The sequence below is a fragment of the Ramlibacter monticola genome (assembly GCF_016722785.1).
In the GTDB taxonomy this organism is placed as follows: domain Bacteria; phylum Pseudomonadota; class Gammaproteobacteria; order Burkholderiales; family Burkholderiaceae_C; genus Ramlibacter; species Ramlibacter monticola.
Map to the genome: position 1 here is coordinate 299,959 of NZ_JAEQNE010000006.1, position 16,952 is coordinate 316,910.

Genomic DNA, 16,952 nt, shown 5'->3' on the forward strand with positions numbered 1-16,952 from the left:
CAAAAATGAGCCATTTCCTCGACCGCCTCACCTGGTTCGCGCAACCGCGCGAACCCTTCGCGGAGGGCCACGGCCAGACCACCAACGAAGATCGCAGCTGGGAGCAGGCCTACCGGGACCGCTGGGCCCACGACAAGATCGTGCGCAGCACCCACGGCGTGAACTGCACGGGCTCCTGCTCGTGGAAGATCTACGTGAAGGGAGGCATCGTCACCTGGGAGACCCAGCAGACGGACTATCCCCGCACCCGCTGGGACATGCCCAACCACGAGCCGCGCGGTTGCGCCCGCGGCGCCAGCTACAGCTGGTACCTCTATTCCGCCAACCGCGTGAAGTACCCGCTGGTGCGCGGCCGCCTGCTGAAGCTGTGGCGCGAGGCGCGCCGCACGCTGCCGCCGGTGGCGGCCTGGGCCCGGATCGTCGGCGACGACAGCGCGCGCCGCAGCTGGCAGCAGGTGCGCGGCCTCGGCGGCTTCGTGCGTTCGAGCTGGGACGAAGTCAACGAGCTCATTGCGGCGGCCAACATCCACACGATCGGCCGCCACGGGCCGGACCGCATCATCGGCTTCTCGCCGATCCCGGCGATGTCCATGGTCAGCTACGCCGCCGGCTCGCGCTACCTGTCGCTGATCGGCGGGGTGTGCATGTCCTTCTACGACTGGTACTGCGACCTGCCGCCCTCCTCGCCGCAGATCTGGGGCGAACAGACCGACGTGCCGGAATCGGCCGACTGGTACAACAGCAACTACATCATCGCCTGGGGCTCCAACGTCCCGCAGACCCGCACGCCCGACGCCCACTTCTTCACCGAGGTCCGCTACAAGGGCACCAAGACCGTCGCCGTCACGCCCGACTACTCCGAGGTCGCCAAGCTGGCCGACCTGTGGATGCACCCCAAGCAGGGCACGGACGCGGCGCTCGCGATGGCCATGGGCCACGTGATCCTGAAGGAGTTCTACTTCGACCGGCGCTCGGCGTACTTCGACGACTACGCGCGCCGCTATACCGACCTGCCCATGCTGGTCCTGATGAAGGAGCAGCAGCTGCCTTCCGGCGAGACCGCGCTGGTACCCGACCGCTACCTGCGCGCCTCCGACTTCAACGGCAAGCTGGGCCAGTCGAACAACCCCGAGTGGAAGACGCTGGCCTTCGACGAGGCCGGCAAGGTGGTCGTGCCCAAGGGCGCGATCGGCTTCCGCTGGGGCCCCGACGGCCGCCCCGACGCCGGCCAGTGGAACCTCGAGGCGAAGGAAGCCCGGGGCAATGCCGACGTCAAGCTGAAGCTCTCGGTGCTGGAGGGTGACAACGCCGACGCGCAGAGCGCGAAGGTGGCCTTCCCCTACTTCGGCGGCATCGCCCACGAGCACTTCACCGCCAGCGAGCATGGCAATGTGCTGGTGCGCACCGTGCCGGTCCAGCGCATCAGGCTGGGCAAGGCGGGCGAGGAACGCTACGCGACGGTCGCCACCGTGTTCGACCTGCAGGCGGGGCAGTACGGCGTCGCCCGCGGCCTGCCCGGCGAGTACGCCGCCGCGAACTACGACGAGGACGTTCCCTACACGCCCGCGTGGCAGGAGAAGATCACCGGCGTGCCGCGCCAGCAGGCGATCACGGTGGCGCGCCAGTTCGCCGACAACGCCGACCGCACCCGGGGCCGCTCGATGGTGATCATCGGCGCCGCCATGAACCACTGGTACCACGCCGACATGAACTACCGCGGCGTCATCAACATGCTGATGCTGTGCGGCTGCATCGGCCAGTCCGGCGGCGGCTGGGCCCACTACGTGGGCCAGGAGAAGCTGCGGCCGCAGACCGGCTGGACGGCCCTGGCCTTCGCGCTGGACTGGATCCGCCCGCCGCGGCAGATGAACTCCACCTCCTTCTTCTACGCCCACACCGACCAGTGGCGCTACGAGAAGCTGGGCGTGGAGGAGGTACTGTCGCCGCTGGCCGACCCCAAGCAGTTCAACGGCAGCCTGATCGACTACAACGTGCGCGCCGAGCGCATGGGCTGGCTGCCCTCCGCGCCGCAGCTGCAGACCAACCCGCTGCAGGTGGTGAAGGACGCGGGCGGCGGCGATGTCAAGGAGTACGTCGTCCAGTCGCTCAAGTCCGGCAAGCTGAAGATGTCCTGCGAGGACCCGGATCACCCGGCCAACTGGCCGCGCAACATGTTCGTTTGGCGCTCCAACATCCTGGGCTCCTCGGGCAAGGGCCACGAGTACTTCCTCAAGCACCTGCTGGGCACCTCGCACGGCGTGCAGGGCAAGGACCTGGGCCGCGACGAGGCCAAGCCGAAGGAAGTGGTGTGGCATGCGAAGGCACCGGAAGGCAAGCTGGACCTGGTGGTCACGCTGGACTTCCGCATGTCCACCACCTGCCTCTACTCGGACATCGTGCTGCCCACGGCCACCTGGTACGAGAAGAACGACCTCAACACCAGCGACATGCATCCCTTCATCCACCCGCTGTCGACGGCGGTGGACCCGGCCTGGGAAGCGCGCAGCGACTGGGAGATCTACAAGGGCTTCGCGAAGAAGTTCAGCGAACTGGCCGAAGGCCACCTCGGCGTGGAGAAGGAAGTGGTGCTGTCGCCGCTGATGCACGACACCCCCGCCGAACTGGCCCAGCCCACCGGCGTGGCCGACTGGAAGCACGGCGACTGCGACCTGATCCCCGGCAAGACCGCGCCCAGCATCGCGGTGGTCGAGCGCGACTATCCGAACGTCTACAAGCGCTTCACCGCGCTGGGCCCCCTGCTGGCCAAGGCCGGCAACGGCGGCAAGGGCATCGCCTGGAACACCCAGGACGAAGTGGAGCAGCTGGCGCAGCTCAATGGCACGGTGCCGGAGGCCGGCCCCACCCAGGGCCTGCCGAAGATCCAGAGCGACATCGACGCCTGCGAGGTGATCCTGCAGCTGGCTCCCGAGACCAACGGCCACGTCGCCGTCAAGGCCTGGGAGGCGCTGGGCAAGGCCACCGGCCGCGACCACACCCACCTGGCGCTGCACCGCGAGGACGAGAAGATCCGCTTCCGCGACGTGCAGGCACAGCCGCGCAAGATCATCTCCTCGCCGACCTGGAGCGGGCTGGAGAGCGAGAAGGTCTCGTACAACGCGGGCTACACCAACGTCCACGAGCTGATCCCATGGCGCACCCTCACGGGGCGCCAGCAGTTCTTCCTGGACCACCCGTGGATGACGGCCTTCGGGGAGCAGTTCTCCAGCTACCGCCCGCCGGTGGACCTGAAGACGACCGGCGAGATCGCCGGGATCAAGCCGAACGGCCATCCCGAGATCCAGCTGAACTTCATCACGCCGCACCAGAAGTGGGGCATCCACTCCACCTACAGCGACAACCTGCTGATGCTCACGCTCAACCGGGGTGGCCCGGTGATCTGGCTGTCGGAGGACGACGCGAAGCGCGCCGGCATCGCCGACAACGACTGGGTGGAGCTGTTCAACGTGAACGGCGCGATCACGGCCCGCGCGGTGGTGAGCCAGCGCGTCAACCCCGGCATGGTGCTGATGTACCACGCGCAGGAAAAGATCATCAACACCCCCGGTTCGGAGATCACCGGCGCGCGGGGAGGCATCCACAACTCGGTGACGCGCATCGTCGTCAAGCCCACGCACATGATCGGTGGCTACGCGCAGTTCAGCTACGGCTTCAACTACTACGGGACGATCGGCACCAACCGCGACGAATTCGTGGTGGTGCGCAAGATGAAGAAGGTGGACTGGATGGACGACGAAGCCAGCGCCCACGAAGAAGGAGTGCAAGCATGAAAGTCCGCGCGCAGATCGCGATGGTCCTGAACCTGGACAAGTGCATCGGTTGCCACACCTGCTCGGTGACCTGCAAGAACGTCTGGACCTCCCGCCCGGGCATGGAGTACGCCTGGTTCAACAACGTCGAGAGCAAGCCCGGCATCGGCTACCCCAAGGACTGGGAGAACCAGGGCAAGTGGCAGGGCGGCTGGGCGCGCAACGCCGACGGCAGCATCGAGCCGCGCCAGGGCGGCAAGTGGAAGCTGCTGATGCGCATCTTCGCCAACCCCAACCTGCCGCAGATCGACGACTACTACGAGCCCTTCACCTTCGACTACGAGCACCTGCAGACGGCGCCCGTGATGAAGGCCGCGCCGACGGCGCGTCCGCGCAGCCTGATCACCGGCCAGCGCATGGAGAAGATCGAGTGGGGCCCGAACTGGGAGGAGATCCTGGGCGGCGAGTTCGCCAAGCGGGGCAAGGACCAGAACCTCGCCAGCTTCGAGCAGGTGCAGAAGGACATGGTGGGCCAGTTCGAGAACACCTTCCTGATGTACCTGCCGCGCCTGTGCGAGCACTGCCTCAACCCGGCCTGCGTGGCCTCCTGCCCCTCCGGCTCGATCTACAAGCGCGAGGAGGACGGCATCGTCCTGATCGACCAGGACAAGTGCCGCGGCTGGCGCATGTGCGTCTCGGGCTGCCCCTACAAGAAGATCTACTACAACTGGCAGAGCGGCAAGGCCGAGAAGTGCATCTTCTGCTATCCCCGCATCGAGGCCGGCCAGCCCACCGTCTGCTCCGAGACCTGCGTGGGCCGCATCCGCTACCTCGGCGTGGTGCTCTACGACGCCGACCGCATCGAGCATGCGGCCAGCGTGGCCGACGAGAAGGACCTCTACGAGGCCCAGCTCAACGTGTTCCTCGATCCCAACGATCCCTACGTGATCGAGCAGGCCCGCAAGGACGGCATCCCCGAGGCCTGGCTCGCGGCGGCGAAGGTGAGCCCGGTGTGGAAGATGGCGATGGACTGGAAGGTCGCCCTGCCCCTGCACCCCGAGTACCGCACGCTGCCGATGGTCTGGTACGTGCCGCCGCTGTCGCCGATCACGGCCGCGGCGAACGCCGGCGAGATCGGCGCCAACGGCGAGCTGCCCGACGTCTCCGAGCTGCGCATCCCGCTGCAATACCTGGCCAACCTGCTGACCGCCGGCCAGACCGGCCCGGTGATCCGCGCACTGGAGCGCATGCTGGCCATGCGCGCCTTCCAGCGCGGCAAGCACGTCGACGGCGTGCGCGACACGAAGGTGCTGGCCCAGACCGGCCTGACCGAGGCGCAGGTCGAGGACATGTACCGGATCATGGCCATCGCCAACTACGAGGACCGCTTCGTGATCCCGTCCTCGCACCGCGAGTACGCCGAGAACACCTTCGACATGAAGGGCGGCTGCGGCTTCTCCTTCGGCAACGGCTGCTCCGACGGCGCCAGCGAGGCCAGCCTGTTCGGCGGCAAGAAGAAGCGGACCATCCCGATCGCGGTGGAGAAGGCATGAAACACGCCATGCACTACACCCTGCGGGCGCTGGCCCTGCTGCTGTCCTATCCCAGTGAGCAGGTGCGCGCGGTCGTCCCGGAACTCGTCGCCGCCATCGACGCCGAAGCCGCCCTGCCCGCGGCGCGACGCGCGGAGATCCGGGCGCTCGCGGTCGGCCTGCTCACCGCCGATCCGCTGGAAGTCGAGTCGCGCTACGTGGAACTGTTCGACCGCGGCCGCAGCACCTCGCTGCACCTGTTCGAGCACGTCCACGGCGACTCGCGCGACCGCGGCCCGGCGATGGTGGACCTGATCAAGACCTACGAGACGGCCGGCCTGCACCTCGGCGGGCGCGAGCTGCCCGACCACCTGTGCGTGGTGCTGGAGTTCGCCTCCACCCAGCCGCCCAGGATCGCGCAGGACTTCCTCGGCGAGATGGCGCACATCCTGCAGGCCGTCTTCAGCGCCCTGCGCCAGCGCGAAAGCGCCTACGCGACGCTGGTCGCCGCGGTGCTGGAGCTCGCCGGCCAGAAGGTGGAGGCGGTGCCCGTCGCCCCGGAGGAAAGCCTCGACGCCACGTGGGAAGAGCCCGTGGCCTTCGGCGGCTGCAGCCAGCACGGCCAGGCCGCGCCCGGCCAGCCGCAACCGATCCAGATCGTGCGCCGGAAGGCGGCGCAAGGAGAGCCCGCATGAAAGCCCTCGACTCCTTCCTGTTCGGGACCTTCCCGTACATCTGCCTGGCGGTCTTCCTGCTCGGCTCGCTGCTGCGCTTCGATCGCGAGCAGTACACCTGGAAGAGCGATTCCTCGCAGCTGCTGCGCGCCGGCCAGCTGCGCCTGGGCAGCAACCTGTTCCACGTCGGCGTGCTGTTCCTGCTGGCGGGCCACACCGTGGGCCTGCTGACGCCGCACTTCGTCTACGAGCCCTTCATCTCCCCGGGCGCCAAGCAGGTGCTGGCCATGGCCAGCGGCGGCATCTTCGGCCTGCTCGGCTTCCTGGGCGTGTCCATCCTGCTGCACCGGCGGCTCACCGACGTGCGCGTCCGCGTCACCTCGCGGCCGGCCGACATCGCGCTGCTGGTGCTGCTGTGGCTGCAACTGGCGCTGGGGCTCGTCTCCATCCACTCCTCGGCGCAGCACCTCGATGGCGGGCTGATGATGAAGTTCGGCGAATGGGCGCAGCGCATCGTCACCTTCCGTCCCGGCGCGGCCGAACAGCTGGCCGAGGCGAACTGGGTGTTCCGGGTGCACATGGTCCTGGGCATGACGATCTTCCTGGTGTTCCCCTTCACCCGCATGGTGCACGTGTGGAGCGGCTTCGGCAGCCTGGCCTACGTGTGGCGGCCCTACCAGGTCGTGCGCACGAAGCGCAGGATCCAGCCGCGGCAGCCGGCGCCGGCCGGCACGACCCGCTCTCCGAGCGCGCAGGCGATTCCCGAGTACGAACCGCGGAGGGCGGCATGAGCTGCGGCGGCGGCGCCTGCACCTGCGGTGGCGCGCCGCAGGCGCTTCCGTCCATCAACGGCATCGCGCTGCAGGCGGCGGACGAGACCCTCGAGCCCGCCGCGCTGCGCGAACGGGCCTGGACCGAGCTGCTGCGACAGGAGGCCGTGCGCACCGGCTGGCTGCCCGAGCGCCACGTGCTGCAGGCGCCGCAGCTGGCGCCGGAGGAGGAAGCAACCATCCACCGCATGCTGGAACGGGAGGTGCCGCTGCGCCTGCCGCAGGAGGAGGAATGCGCCCGCTTCCACGACGCCCGGCCGCAGCGCTTCATGGAAGGCAGCAGGGTCCACGTCCGCCACATCCTGTTCGCGGTGACGCCGGGAGTGGACGTGCGCGCGCTCGCCCAGCGCGCCGAGCAGGTGCTGCTGGAGCTGACGCACCGCGACGCCCCGCCGGAGCTCTTCGCCGAACGGGCCCGCGCGCTGTCCAACTGCCCCAGCAGCGCGCAGGGCGGCGACCTGGGCTGGCTCGCGCCGCAGGACTGCGCGCCGGAACTCGGCACGGTGCTGTTCGAGCAGGCGGTCACCGGGCTGCAGCCGAAACTGGTGCAGAGCCGCTTCGGCTTCCACATCCTCGACGTGCTGGCGCGCGAGCCCGGGCGGCCGCTGCCTTTCGAGCAGGTGCGCGAGCGCATCGCCAACCACCTCGCGCAGCGTTCGCGCCTGACCGCGATGCACCAGTACATCCGCGTGCTGGCCGGCCGCGCCCGGGTGGAGGGGGTGGAGCTCGAGGCGGCGGATTCGCCGTTGGTGCAGTGAGCGCCGCACGGCCGCCCGAAGGCGCTCGCCCCCTCCGCTTGCGGAGGGGGGAGGAGAAGGCCGCGCAGCGGACGAGCCTGGGGGAGGTTTTCCAATGAGCGATGAACTGCTGACCCGGCTGCGCCATTTCCATTCGGACTATTTCCCGCGCCACCAGCAGCGCTTCCAGGACCTGGTGGCGCAGGGGCAGCATCCGAAGACCCTGTTCATCGGCTGCAGCGACTCGCGCCTGGTGCCCTACCTCCTGACCGGCGCCGGCCCGGGCGAGCTGTTCATCGTCCGCAACGTGGGGGCTTTCGTGCCCCCCTACGACGGCTCGCACGGCCTGCACGGCACCACGGCCGCCATCGAATTCGCCGTCTTGAGCCTCGAGGTGGAGCGCATCGTGGTCTGCGGCCACAGCCACTGCGGCGCCATCCGGGCCTGCTACGAGGGCGCGCCGCAGGAGGCGGTGAACCTGCAGGCCTGGCTCAAGCTGGCCGACGAGGCGGTGCTGCCCGTGTGTGCCTGCCCCGAGGCGCTGCGCCGCACCGAACAGCGCGCCGTGGTGCTGCAGCTGGAACGGCTGATGGGCTATCCCATGGTCCGGCGCCGGGTGGAATCGGGCCAGTTGACCCTCCACGGCTGGCACTACGTCATCGAAGATGGCGAGATCCACGTTTTCGACGCCCAGCAGGGCGGATTCCTGGCGGCCGCCGACGCGCCGCATGCCGGAACCGGGCCGTACCGGCACTATGTGGAGCACGACGGGCAGGTGCTCTGCGACTGAACCGAAAAGCCCGGCGCAGTTGACTTGGAGCAACGTTAGTGCCCGCTCACGCCTGTAGCCTCCGCTCCCGTACCGGTTTTCACCGGACCGAACACGTGGAATTCATGGACAAATCCTCTGCGACTGAACTGGCCCGCGCCGCCGGCCTGAATCTGTGGACCTTGCGCGGCCGTACGCTGCTGCCCGTCGTCCAGGGCGGCATGGGCGTGGGCATCTCGGCAGGGCGCCTCGCCGGCACGGTCGCATCCTTCGACGCCATCGGCACGATCTCCTCGGTGGACCTGCGCCGCCTGCATCCGGACCTGATGGAAGCCACCGGCGAGCTCACCGGCCCCGAGGCCAAGCCGCAGATCGACGCGGCGAACAAGGAAGCCCTGCACCGCGAGATCAAGCGCGCGCGCGAGATCTCGCGCGGCCGCGGCCTCATCGCCGTGAACGTGATGCGCGCGCTCGACCAGTACGAGACCTACGTGCGCCAGGCGCTGGAAAGCGGCGCCGACGCGCTGGTGGCCGGCGCCGGCCTGCCGCTCGACCTGCCGGACCTGGCCCGCGACTTCCCCAAGACCTCGCTGATCCCGATCCTGTCCGACGCCCGCGGCGTGCAGCTGATCGTGCGCAAGTGGGAGAAGAAGGGCCGCCTGCCCGACGCGATCGTGATCGAGCATCCGAAGCTGGCCGGCGGCCACCTCGGCGCCCAGCGCGTCGGCGACCTGAACGACCGCCGCTTCGATTTCGACGTCGTGCTGCCCGAGGTGCGCGAGTTCTTCCGCAAGAGCGGCTTCGAGATCCCCCTGATCGCCGCCGGCGGCATCTCCTGCCGCGAGGACATCCAGCGCCTGCAGGGCCTGGGCGCCACGGCCGTGCAGCTCGGCACCGCCTTCGCCGTCACGTGCGAGAGCGACGCCAGCCAGGCCTTCAAGGAAGTGCTGGCCGGCGCCAGGCCCGAGGACATCGTCGAGTTCACCAGCGTGGCCGGCCTGCCCGCCCGCGCCGTGCGCACCCCCTGGCTCGACAAGTACCTGCGCATCGAGCAGCGCATGCAGAAGGCCGCGCACGAAAAGCCCCACTGCACCATGTGGTTCGACTGCCTGGCCCAATGCGGCCTGCGTGATGGAAAATCCGACTGGGGCCAGTTCTGCATCGACAAGGTGCTGTCCTATGCCTTCAACGGCGACGTCCGCAAGGGCCTGTTCTTCCGGGGCGCCGGCCGGCTCCCCTTCGGCAGCCAGATTCGCCCCGTCCAGGACCTTTTGAACTGGCTTTTGGGCAACCTGGTCCCACCTACCATGATGACCGCACCTGAATTCCAGGAAGCATGAAGAGAGATCCAGCACCCCACGAAGTCCCCGCATTGCCCCCGCAACCCATCAGCCTCGATGTGGTGCGGGAGAAGTACCTGAAGGAAGGCGAAAGCACCGAAACCGACCTGCTGCGCCGCGTCTCCCGGGCCCTCGCCAGCGTCGAGGCCGAGCCGCTGCGTGCCGAATGGGAGCGGCGCTTCTTCGAGAACATGCAGGCCGGCGCCATCGGCGCGGGCCGCATCATGAGCGCCGCCGGCACCGACCTGCAGGCCACCCTGATCAACTGCTTCGTGCAGCCGGTGGGCGACGCCATCCAGGGCCGCGACGACGAAGGCTTCCCCGGCATCTACGAAGCCCTGCGCGAAGCGGCCGAGACCATGCGGCGCGGCGGCGGCGTGGGCTACGACTTCTCGCGCATCCGCCCGCGCGGCGCCGAGGTCAGGGGCACCGGCTCGCTGGCCTCCGGCCCCTGCAGCTACATCGACGTGTTCGACCACTCGTGCTCCACGGTGGAGAGCGCCGGCGCCCGCCGCGGCGCCCAGATGGGCGTGATGCGCATCGACCACCCGGACGTGATGGAGTTCATCACGGCCAAGCGCACGCCCGGCCGCTGGAACAACTTCAACGTGTCGGTGGCCGTCACCGACGAATTCATCCGCACGCTGCAGGCGGGCGGCGACTGGCCGCTGGTGCACCGCGCCAGGCCCGGCGCCACGCTGGTCGCCCAGGGCGCCCACGTGCGCGGCGACGGGCTGTGGGTCTACAAGTCCGTGCCCGCGCAGCAGCTGTGGGACACGATCATGCGCTCGGCCTACGACTTCGCCGAGCCCGGGATCCTGTTCGTCGACACGATCAACCGCGAGAACAACCTGCGCTACGCGGAGAAGATCTCCGCCACCAATCCCTGCGGCGAGCAGCCCCTGCCCGCCTATGGCTGCTGCGACCTCGGCCCGATCATCCTGACGAAGTTCGTCCGCCATCCCTTCGGCTTCGGCGGGCCGCCGCACTTCGATTTCGAGGCCTTCAGCCAGGCCGTGGCCGTGCAGGTGCGCGCCCTCGACAACGTGCTGGACCTGACCTTCTGGCCGCTGGAACAGCAGCGCCTGGAAGCGCAGGCCAAGCGCCGCATCGGCGTGGGCTTCACCGGCCTCGGCAACGCGCTGGCCATGCTGCGCCAGCGCTACGACGCGCCCGAAGGCCGCGAGACGGCGGCGCGCATCGCCCGCGGCATGCGCGACGCCGCCTATGCCGCATCGGTCGAGCTGGCGAAGGAGAAGGGGGCGTTCCCCCTGTTCGACGCCGAGCCGTACCTGGAAGCGGGCACCTTCGCCAGCCGCCTCGACGAGCCGCTGAAGAAGCTGATCCGCAAGCACGGCATCCGCAACAGCCACCTGCTGTCCATCGCCCCCACCGGCACGGTCAGCCTGGCGTTCGCCGACAACGCCTCCAACGGCATCGAGCCGCCCTTCTCCTGGACCTACCACCGCAAGAAGCGCGAGAGCGACGGCCGCACGACCGAATACACGGTGGAAGACCACGCGTGGCGCCTGTTCCGTTCGCTGGGCGGCGACACCACCCACCTGCCGTCCTATTTCGTCTCCGCGCTGGAGATGCCCGCGGCCGACCACCTGGCGATGATGGAGGCGGTGCAGCCCTTCGTCGACACGGCGATCTCCAAGACGGTCAACGTGCCGGCGGACTATCCTTACGAGGACTTCCAGGGCCTGTACCTGGAGGCGTGGCGCGCCGGCCTGAAGGGCCTGGCGACCTACCGTCCCAACGACATCCTCGGTTCCGTGCTCTCCACCACGCCCGAAGCGAAGGCGCAGCAGGAATCCGCGACGCAGCCCAAGATCGACCCGATGCGCGCGGTGATCTCGCGGCGGCCCAACGGCCAGCTCTCCGCGGTGGCGGAGAAGGTCGAGTACTGGACGCAGCAAGGCCGGCAGACGCTCTACATCGTCGTGTCCTTCCTGCCGCTGGAGGACGGCCGCGAGCGCGCCATCGAGTTCTTCATGCCGGTGGGCCAGAGCGGCGAGTCGCAGCAGTGGATCACGGCCAGCTTCCGCCTGCTCTCGCTGGCGGCGCGCGGCGGCTTCCTCGACCGCGCGCTGGCGGACATGCGCAAGGTGGCCTGGGACCGCGGGCCGGTGCGCCTGGGGACCTACTCCAAGGCCGACGGCACCTCGGTGCCGATGTGGCACGACTCCGAGGTCGGCGCGATCGCCTATGCGGTGCAGAACATCATCTCGCGCCGCAACGGCGAGCCGGTCGCGGCCCTGGCCACGCCGCCGGCACCTCCGTCCGTGTCGGCCGCCCCCGGCACCATGGCGGGCACCAAGTGCCCCGAGTGCGGCGCGCACGCCATGATCCGCAAGGACGGCTGCGACTTCTGCACCTCCTGCGGCCACGTGGGGGCCTGCGGGTGAGCGCCGCACGGCCGCCCGAAGGCGCCCGCCCCCTCCGCTTGCGGAGGGGGGAGGAGGAGTCCGCGAAGCGGACGGATCCTGGGGGAGGTTCTCAGTGAGCTCCCCGCCGGACTCGGTGCTGGCGGGTGAATGGGCGGCAGCGCTCGTGCACGGCCGCCGCACCGTGTTGCCGGCCCGCCTGGGCGAGCCCGGGCCCGGTCCCGAGCAGCTGCAGCGCATCCTGCTCGCGGCCTCCGCCGCGCCGGACCACCACGACCTGGTGCCCTGGCGCTTCGTGATCGTTCCCGCGCAGGCCCGGCCCGCGCTGGCCGATGCCTTCGAGGCGGCCCTGCGCGAGCGCGATCCGGCGGCGACGCCCGAGCAGTTCGGCAAGGCGCGCGAGAAGGCGTTCCGGTCGCCGCTGCTGCTGCTGGCCATCGCGCGGCTGCGGGACGAGGATCCCGAGATCCCGGCGAACCAGCGGCTGGTCTCGGCCGGCTGCGCGATCCAGAACATGCTGCTGGTCGGCACCGCGCTCGGCTACGGCTCGTCGCTCACCAGCGGCAAGGCCCTGGAGTCGCGGGCCTTGCGTTCGCTGTTCCAGGTGGGCGCCGACGAGGAAGCCCTGTGCTTCGTCAGCTTCGGCACCACCGTCGGTCCGCGGCGCAACCGCGTGCGGGCCACGCCGGACCACTACGTCTCCGAGCTGAAGCCATGAGCCGCCCCATCCCGCTGCGCTCGCTGCTGTCGGCGCCGGCGGCGAGCTTCGAGCAGCCCTTCGAGATGCTGGAGGCCTGCCACGAGCGGGTGCACCGCATGCTGGACCTGCTGGGGCGCCTGCGCACGCACCTGGCCGGGCACGGCGCCGACGCGCAGGCTGCGCAGGCCGCGCGCGACGTGATGCGCTATTTCGACCAGGCGGCGCCGCTGCATCACCAGGACGAGGAGCTGCACGTCTTCCCGCCCCTGCTGGCGCAGGGCGACGAAGGCGTGGCGGCGGTGGTGAAGCGGCTGCAGGCGGATCACGTGGCGATGGAACGCAATTGGGCTGCGGCACGGGCGGTGCTGGTGCGCGTCGCCGAGGCGCAGCTGCAGCGCCTCGCGCCGGACGACGAGGCCGCTCTCGACACTTTCGCCGCGCTCTATGGCGATCACATCCAGGCCGAGGAAGGCATCGCCTATCCGGCGGCGCAGGCCCTGCTGGACCCGGACACGGTGGCAAGGGCCGGCGAGGAGATGATGCGCCGGCGCGGCGTCAGGTAGCGGCACGGCCCCCGCCTGTAGCGGCCCGGCCCGCCTCGCCCCACGGTGGCCGGGGCTCAACGCAGGTACCAGGTCGTGACGAAGTTCAGCTGCAGCTTCTTGTCCACCTTGTCGAGCGGCATCTTGACCGAGAACGCGAAGCCGAGCGGCCGGTCCTCGAGCCGCGTGGAAGCCAGGAACTTGGCCGAGCGTGTCACCTCGTCGCCGTTCGCGAAGTCGACCTTGAACTCGTAGCGCGGGGTGAAGGCCCACCTGCCCACCACGAAGGTGAGCGGGAAGAAGAATTCCGCGTAATGCTGCGGCGCCGCGCCGTTCTTCTCGGCGATCGACTTGTTGTACTCCACCGAGGGACTGAAGGTCACGGCGGGCGTGATGTCCCAGGCGAAGACCCCGAACACCATCGGCCGCCAGACATTGGCCCCCAGCGCAGGCTCGGTCGCCGTGGGAAAGCGCATCTCGAGGCCAGCGCCGAGACGCCTCGATGCGTCGAGCCGCACGGCCGTGCCCACCGCCAGCTTGAGGTCACCGATTCCCTGCTTGTCCGAGTCGCCCGGCGCAGCGCCCGCACTGTGGGTGCGCAGCGGCAGCTTGAGGCGCAGCGCCCAGTCCTGCGTGGGCGAGAGCCGCCAGGCCCAGAGCCGGCCCAGCGTGAGGTCGAAGTCGGAGCTCGAATCCCGGAAGCTGTTCCACTCGGTGTCGACCCAGAAGCGCGGCACGAGGAGGGTGGGGTCCTCCTCGGACCTCAGCTCCTCCACGAGCGCGCGGGGGTCGGACCCGCTGATGGATGGCTGCGCCGCGGCCTGGGGCACGGACAGGGCCGCCGCGAGCGCCGCGAAGACGACGCTCCCCTTCTTCGACGGGTGCGCCGCCCGTGGCCCTGGCGTCACCGGATCCGCACCGGCGCCACCAGCTGTTCCGGCGTCGTGAAGTAGTCCGCCCACTTCCCGCGCTGGTCCCCGGCCCGCCGCAGTTCCCCGCGCGCGATCGTGCGCAGGTGCACCTCGTCCGGTCCGTCCATGAGCCGCAGCGCCCTTCCCCACGTGAACAGCCACGCCAGCGGCGTGTCCGGCGACAGGCCCATCGCCCCGAACACCTGGATCGCCCGGTCCACCACCCGCACCTGCAGGCGCGCAGCCGCCACCTTGATCGCGGCGATCTGCTCGCGCAGGTCCGCCGGCGGCGCGTCCTGGTCCAGCGCCCAGGCCGTGCGCAGCACCAGCAGGCGCGCCATGTCGATCTCGATGCGCGAGTCGGCCAGCCACTCCTGCACGTTGGCCTGCTGGGCCAGGGGCTTGCCGAAGGCGCGGCGCTCCAGCGCGCGGTCGCAGGCCAGCGCCAGCGCCAGCTCGCACTGGCCGATGGTGCGCATGCAGTGGTGCACGCGCCCGGGCCCCAGCCGGGCCTGCGCCAGCGCGAAGCCCTCGCCCCACGCGCCCAGCAGGTGGGCCGCCGGCACGCGCACCTGCCGGAACACGATCTCGCAATGCCCTTCCAGCGCGGTGTGCTGCAGGACGGGGATGTTGCGCACGATCTCCACGCCGGGCGCGTCCAGCGGCACCAGCACCAGGCTGTGCGCCCGGTGCGGCTCGCCCTCCGCCGCGTCGCCGTTGCGGCAGACCACGATCAGCAGCCGGCAGTCCGGGTTGGCGGCGCCGGTGACGAACCACTTGCGCCCGCTCACCACCAGCGCGTCGCCTTCGCGCCGCACCTCGGTCTGCAGGTTGGTCGGATCCGAAGAGGCCACGTCGGGCTCCGACATCGCGAAGGCGGAACGCATCTCGCCGGCCAGCAGCGGCTGCAGCCATCGCGCGCGCTGGGCCGACGAGGCATGGCGCAGCAGCAACTCCATGTTGCCGCTGTCGGGCGCATTGCAGTTGAAGACCTCGGCCGCCCAGGGCAGGCGGCCCATCGCCTCGGCCAGGGGCGCGTAGTCCAGGTGGGACAGCGCTGATCCCGGGGCGTCCGCGGGCAGCTTCGGCAGGCACAGGTTCCACAGGCCCTCGTCGCGCGCCAGCGCCCTCAGGTCGGGCAGGAAGTCCGGCTGCTCGCCGCGCTGCGCGGAGGCCTGCCAGGCCGCGTTGCAGGGCAGCAGGTAGCGTTCCTGGAAAGCCTCGAGGCGCGCCAGCCACTCGCAGGCGCGCGGGGATGGCTCGAAATTCATCGTGGCCTGGGGGGAATCGAAGAAATCCATCTTGCGGGCCCGAGTCCTCATGCATACTGATTTGCGTCAATCGCCGGCCATCGTTCCCGCCGCGCCGCCCGGCGCGCCCAACAGGGCGCGCTGCGGTGCAGGGGGACAATGCGGCGCCACGAGAAACCTGGAGCGCCCCCCGCGAGCATGCCGTGCGCCTGCTGTCCGACCCCGATCTCCTCGTCCCGCTGGTCCTGGCGGTGTTCGCGCTCGTCGTGACGGGCGCGCTGTGGCGCCTGCGCTGGCAGCACCGGCGGCGGATCGCGCGGCGGCGCGCGGCCGCCTACCAGCTCATCGACTGCCTGAAGGCCTACACCGCCTGGATCGACTGGCACCGCGACGAGCCGCTGCTGCACCAGAACCCGGACGAGGGCGGCATCCCCGCGGCGCTGGCGCAGGCGGTGCAGATCAAGGACCAGCACTTTCCCGAACTCGGCACCCTCGTGCTGGACCTCCTGCGCACGCACCGCGAGCTGATGCAGTACCTGTGGGAGGAGAACATCCTGCGCATGAAGCACGCGTCGCCGCTGCGGCCGCACTACGCGGACCCGCGCTACCACAACATCCGCGACCGCCAGGACGGCCTGCTCGACAGCCTGTTCCTGCGCTGCCGGCAACTCGGGGGCGATTCGGGCTCCGGGTGGCGGCGCACGCGCAGCGATTTCAGCTTCTCGAGCGGAGACATGGGGATGCCTTCGCAGCCCGCGCCCTGATCAGAGCCAGGGCATGGCTTCGAGCACGTGGGCCCAGTCCCCGTCGGTCATGGGCCCGCCATGCTGCATCGGCGCGACCGCCGGTGCGCTGAGCAGCTTGTGCCCGTCCCAGCGCAGGCTGCGGTCGGGGGTGAGCAGGATCCAGCGACTGTCGGAGTCGCCCTTGGCGAGCCAGGCGCCGACCGTCTCGCCGACGTAGTGGGCCGGCTCGTACCAGGCCACCTGCACCGATTCACCGCGGATCTCGATCGTGCGGAACTCCAGCCGCGTCTTCATCTTCTGGATGTCGCGGCGCACGGCCTGCGCCATCTGCCGCAGCCGCGCCATGTCGCCATCGCCCAGGTCGTTCTTGAAGTCGGGCTCGTACACCAGCCGCCACAGCGAGCGGTAGAGGAGATCGAAGCGGAGGACGTCCCGGTGCAGAACGACCAGTTCGCTCATGCGGATGAAGGACTGCGGGATGATGGCGCGGGCCGCGCGATTGCGGATGGCGGCGCGGCCGGCGTCGAGGTCTTCCTCTTCGACCGACTGGCCCGGCGCGGCGGACCACTGCACGGTATCGGGTGGTACCTGCTGGGCCAGCAACCGGGTCGCCTCGTGGTGGAAGCCACTCACATCGACTTGGTGGGACAACGGTACCTGCACAACAACCCAATCCGACAACGGCACCATTGTGCGCTCCGCGCCACAGGCGCGGAGGCTCTTGTTGCATTTTTCTTGTGTGCCTGGCGGAACCCGATGCGGCG

At 69.8% G+C, this 16,952-nt stretch carries 14 protein-coding genes; 11 read left to right on the top strand and 3 right to left on the bottom strand.

What is annotated here, in order from left to right; all coding sequences use genetic code 11:
* Positions 1–5 precede the first annotated feature (5 nt).
* The 10 genes from JJ685_RS22130 (at position 6) to JJ685_RS22175 (ending at position 13,302) form a co-directional block, all read left to right on the top strand.
* A complete protein-coding gene (locus JJ685_RS22130) occupies positions 6–3,788 on the top strand; it encodes a nitrate reductase subunit alpha (RefSeq protein WP_201676502.1) in 3,783 nt (1,260 codons plus the stop codon).
* On the top strand, positions 3,785–5,320 hold the full coding sequence (gene narH, locus JJ685_RS22135; protein ID WP_201676503.1) for a nitrate reductase subunit beta: 1,536 nt from the start codon (positions 3,785–3,787) through the stop codon (positions 5,318–5,320). The genes JJ685_RS22130 and narH overlap by 4 nt, the downstream gene beginning before the upstream one ends.
* Positions 5,317–5,994: a nitrate reductase molybdenum cofactor assembly chaperone gene (narJ, locus tag JJ685_RS22140; protein WP_201676504.1), complete on the top strand. Its 678-nt coding sequence runs from the start codon at positions 5,317–5,319 to the stop codon at positions 5,992–5,994. Before narH ends, narJ begins: the two co-directional genes overlap by 4 nt.
* Positions 5,991–6,764: a respiratory nitrate reductase subunit gamma gene (gene narI / locus JJ685_RS22145; protein ID WP_201676505.1), complete on the top strand. Its 774-nt coding sequence runs from the start codon at positions 5,991–5,993 to the stop codon at positions 6,762–6,764. The genes narJ and narI overlap by 4 nt, the downstream gene beginning before the upstream one ends.
* Positions 6,761–7,561, top strand: a complete 801-nt coding sequence (locus JJ685_RS22150) for a peptidylprolyl isomerase (RefSeq protein WP_201676506.1) — start codon at positions 6,761–6,763, stop codon at positions 7,559–7,561. Before narI ends, JJ685_RS22150 begins: the two co-directional genes overlap by 4 nt.
* A gap of 94 nt (positions 7,562–7,655) precedes the next feature.
* On the top strand, positions 7,656–8,330 hold the full coding sequence (locus tag JJ685_RS22155) for a carbonic anhydrase (RefSeq protein WP_201676507.1): 675 nt from the start codon (positions 7,656–7,658) through the stop codon (positions 8,328–8,330).
* A gap of 104 nt (positions 8,331–8,434) precedes the next feature.
* Positions 8,435–9,649 (top strand): NAD(P)H-dependent flavin oxidoreductase, encoded by a 1,215-nt coding sequence (locus JJ685_RS22160; protein ID WP_201676508.1) that lies wholly within the window; start codon positions 8,435–8,437, stop codon positions 9,647–9,649.
* Entirely contained in the window at positions 9,646–12,060 is a 2,415-nt protein-coding gene (locus tag JJ685_RS22165; protein WP_201676509.1) for an adenosylcobalamin-dependent ribonucleoside-diphosphate reductase, read from the top strand. The genes JJ685_RS22160 and JJ685_RS22165 overlap by 4 nt, the downstream gene beginning before the upstream one ends.
* Before the next feature lie 94 nt (positions 12,061–12,154).
* Positions 12,155–12,757, top strand: a complete 603-nt coding sequence (locus JJ685_RS22170) for a nitroreductase family protein (protein WP_201676510.1) — start codon at positions 12,155–12,157, stop codon at positions 12,755–12,757.
* Entirely contained in the window at positions 12,754–13,302 is a 549-nt protein-coding gene (locus JJ685_RS22175; protein WP_201676511.1) for a hemerythrin domain-containing protein, read from the top strand. Before JJ685_RS22170 ends, JJ685_RS22175 begins: the two co-directional genes overlap by 4 nt.
* 56 nt (positions 13,303–13,358) lie before the next feature.
* On the opposite strand, the gene JJ685_RS22180 is transcribed toward JJ685_RS22175, so the two are convergent.
* Both JJ685_RS22180 and JJ685_RS22185 read right to left on the bottom strand, forming a co-directional pair.
* On the bottom strand, positions 13,359–14,189 hold the full coding sequence (locus tag JJ685_RS22180; protein WP_201676512.1) for a hypothetical protein: 831 nt from the start codon (positions 14,187–14,189) through the stop codon (positions 13,359–13,361).
* Positions 14,186–15,463, bottom strand: a complete 1,278-nt coding sequence (locus tag JJ685_RS22185; RefSeq protein WP_201676616.1) for an acyl-CoA dehydrogenase family protein — start codon at positions 15,461–15,463, stop codon at positions 14,186–14,188. Before JJ685_RS22185 ends, JJ685_RS22180 begins: the two co-directional genes overlap by 4 nt.
* Positions 15,464–15,645: 182 nt before the next feature.
* Between JJ685_RS22185 and JJ685_RS22190 the strand changes: the two genes are divergently transcribed.
* Complete coding sequence (locus tag JJ685_RS22190; protein ID WP_201676513.1) at positions 15,646–16,206, top strand: hypothetical protein; 561 nt, start codon at positions 15,646–15,648, stop codon at positions 16,204–16,206.
* On the opposite strand, the gene JJ685_RS22195 is transcribed toward JJ685_RS22190, so the two are convergent.
* Entirely contained in the window at positions 16,207–16,839 is a 633-nt protein-coding gene (locus tag JJ685_RS22195) for a DUF4130 domain-containing protein (RefSeq protein WP_201676514.1), read from the bottom strand.
* Between the last annotated feature and the right edge of the window lie 113 nt (positions 16,840–16,952).

Excerpts from the sequence above, each read along its gene's own strand:
- JJ685_RS22130 (WP_201676502.1), top strand. The coding sequence starts at position 6 with ATGAGCCATTTCCTCGACCGCCTCACCTGGTTCGCGCAACCGCGCGAA.
- narH (WP_201676503.1), top strand. The coding sequence starts at position 3,785 with ATGAAAGTCCGCGCGCAGATCGCGATGGTCCTGAACCTGGACAAGTGC.
- narJ (WP_201676504.1), top strand. The coding sequence starts at position 5,317 with ATGAAACACGCCATGCACTACACCCTGCGGGCGCTGGCCCTGCTGCTG.
- narI (WP_201676505.1), top strand. The coding sequence starts at position 5,991 with ATGAAAGCCCTCGACTCCTTCCTGTTCGGGACCTTCCCGTACATCTGC.
- JJ685_RS22150 (WP_201676506.1), top strand. The coding sequence starts at position 6,761 with ATGAGCTGCGGCGGCGGCGCCTGCACCTGCGGTGGCGCGCCGCAGGCG.
- JJ685_RS22155 (WP_201676507.1), top strand. The coding sequence starts at position 7,656 with ATGAGCGATGAACTGCTGACCCGGCTGCGCCATTTCCATTCGGACTAT.
- JJ685_RS22160 (WP_201676508.1), top strand. The coding sequence starts at position 8,435 with ATGGACAAATCCTCTGCGACTGAACTGGCCCGCGCCGCCGGCCTGAAT.
- JJ685_RS22165 (WP_201676509.1), top strand. The coding sequence starts at position 9,646 with ATGAAGAGAGATCCAGCACCCCACGAAGTCCCCGCATTGCCCCCGCAA.
- JJ685_RS22175 (WP_201676511.1), top strand. The coding sequence starts at position 12,754 with ATGAGCCGCCCCATCCCGCTGCGCTCGCTGCTGTCGGCGCCGGCGGCG.
- JJ685_RS22185 (WP_201676616.1), bottom strand. The coding sequence starts at position 15,463 with ATGAATTTCGAGCCATCCCCGCGCGCCTGCGAGTGGCTGGCGCGCCTC.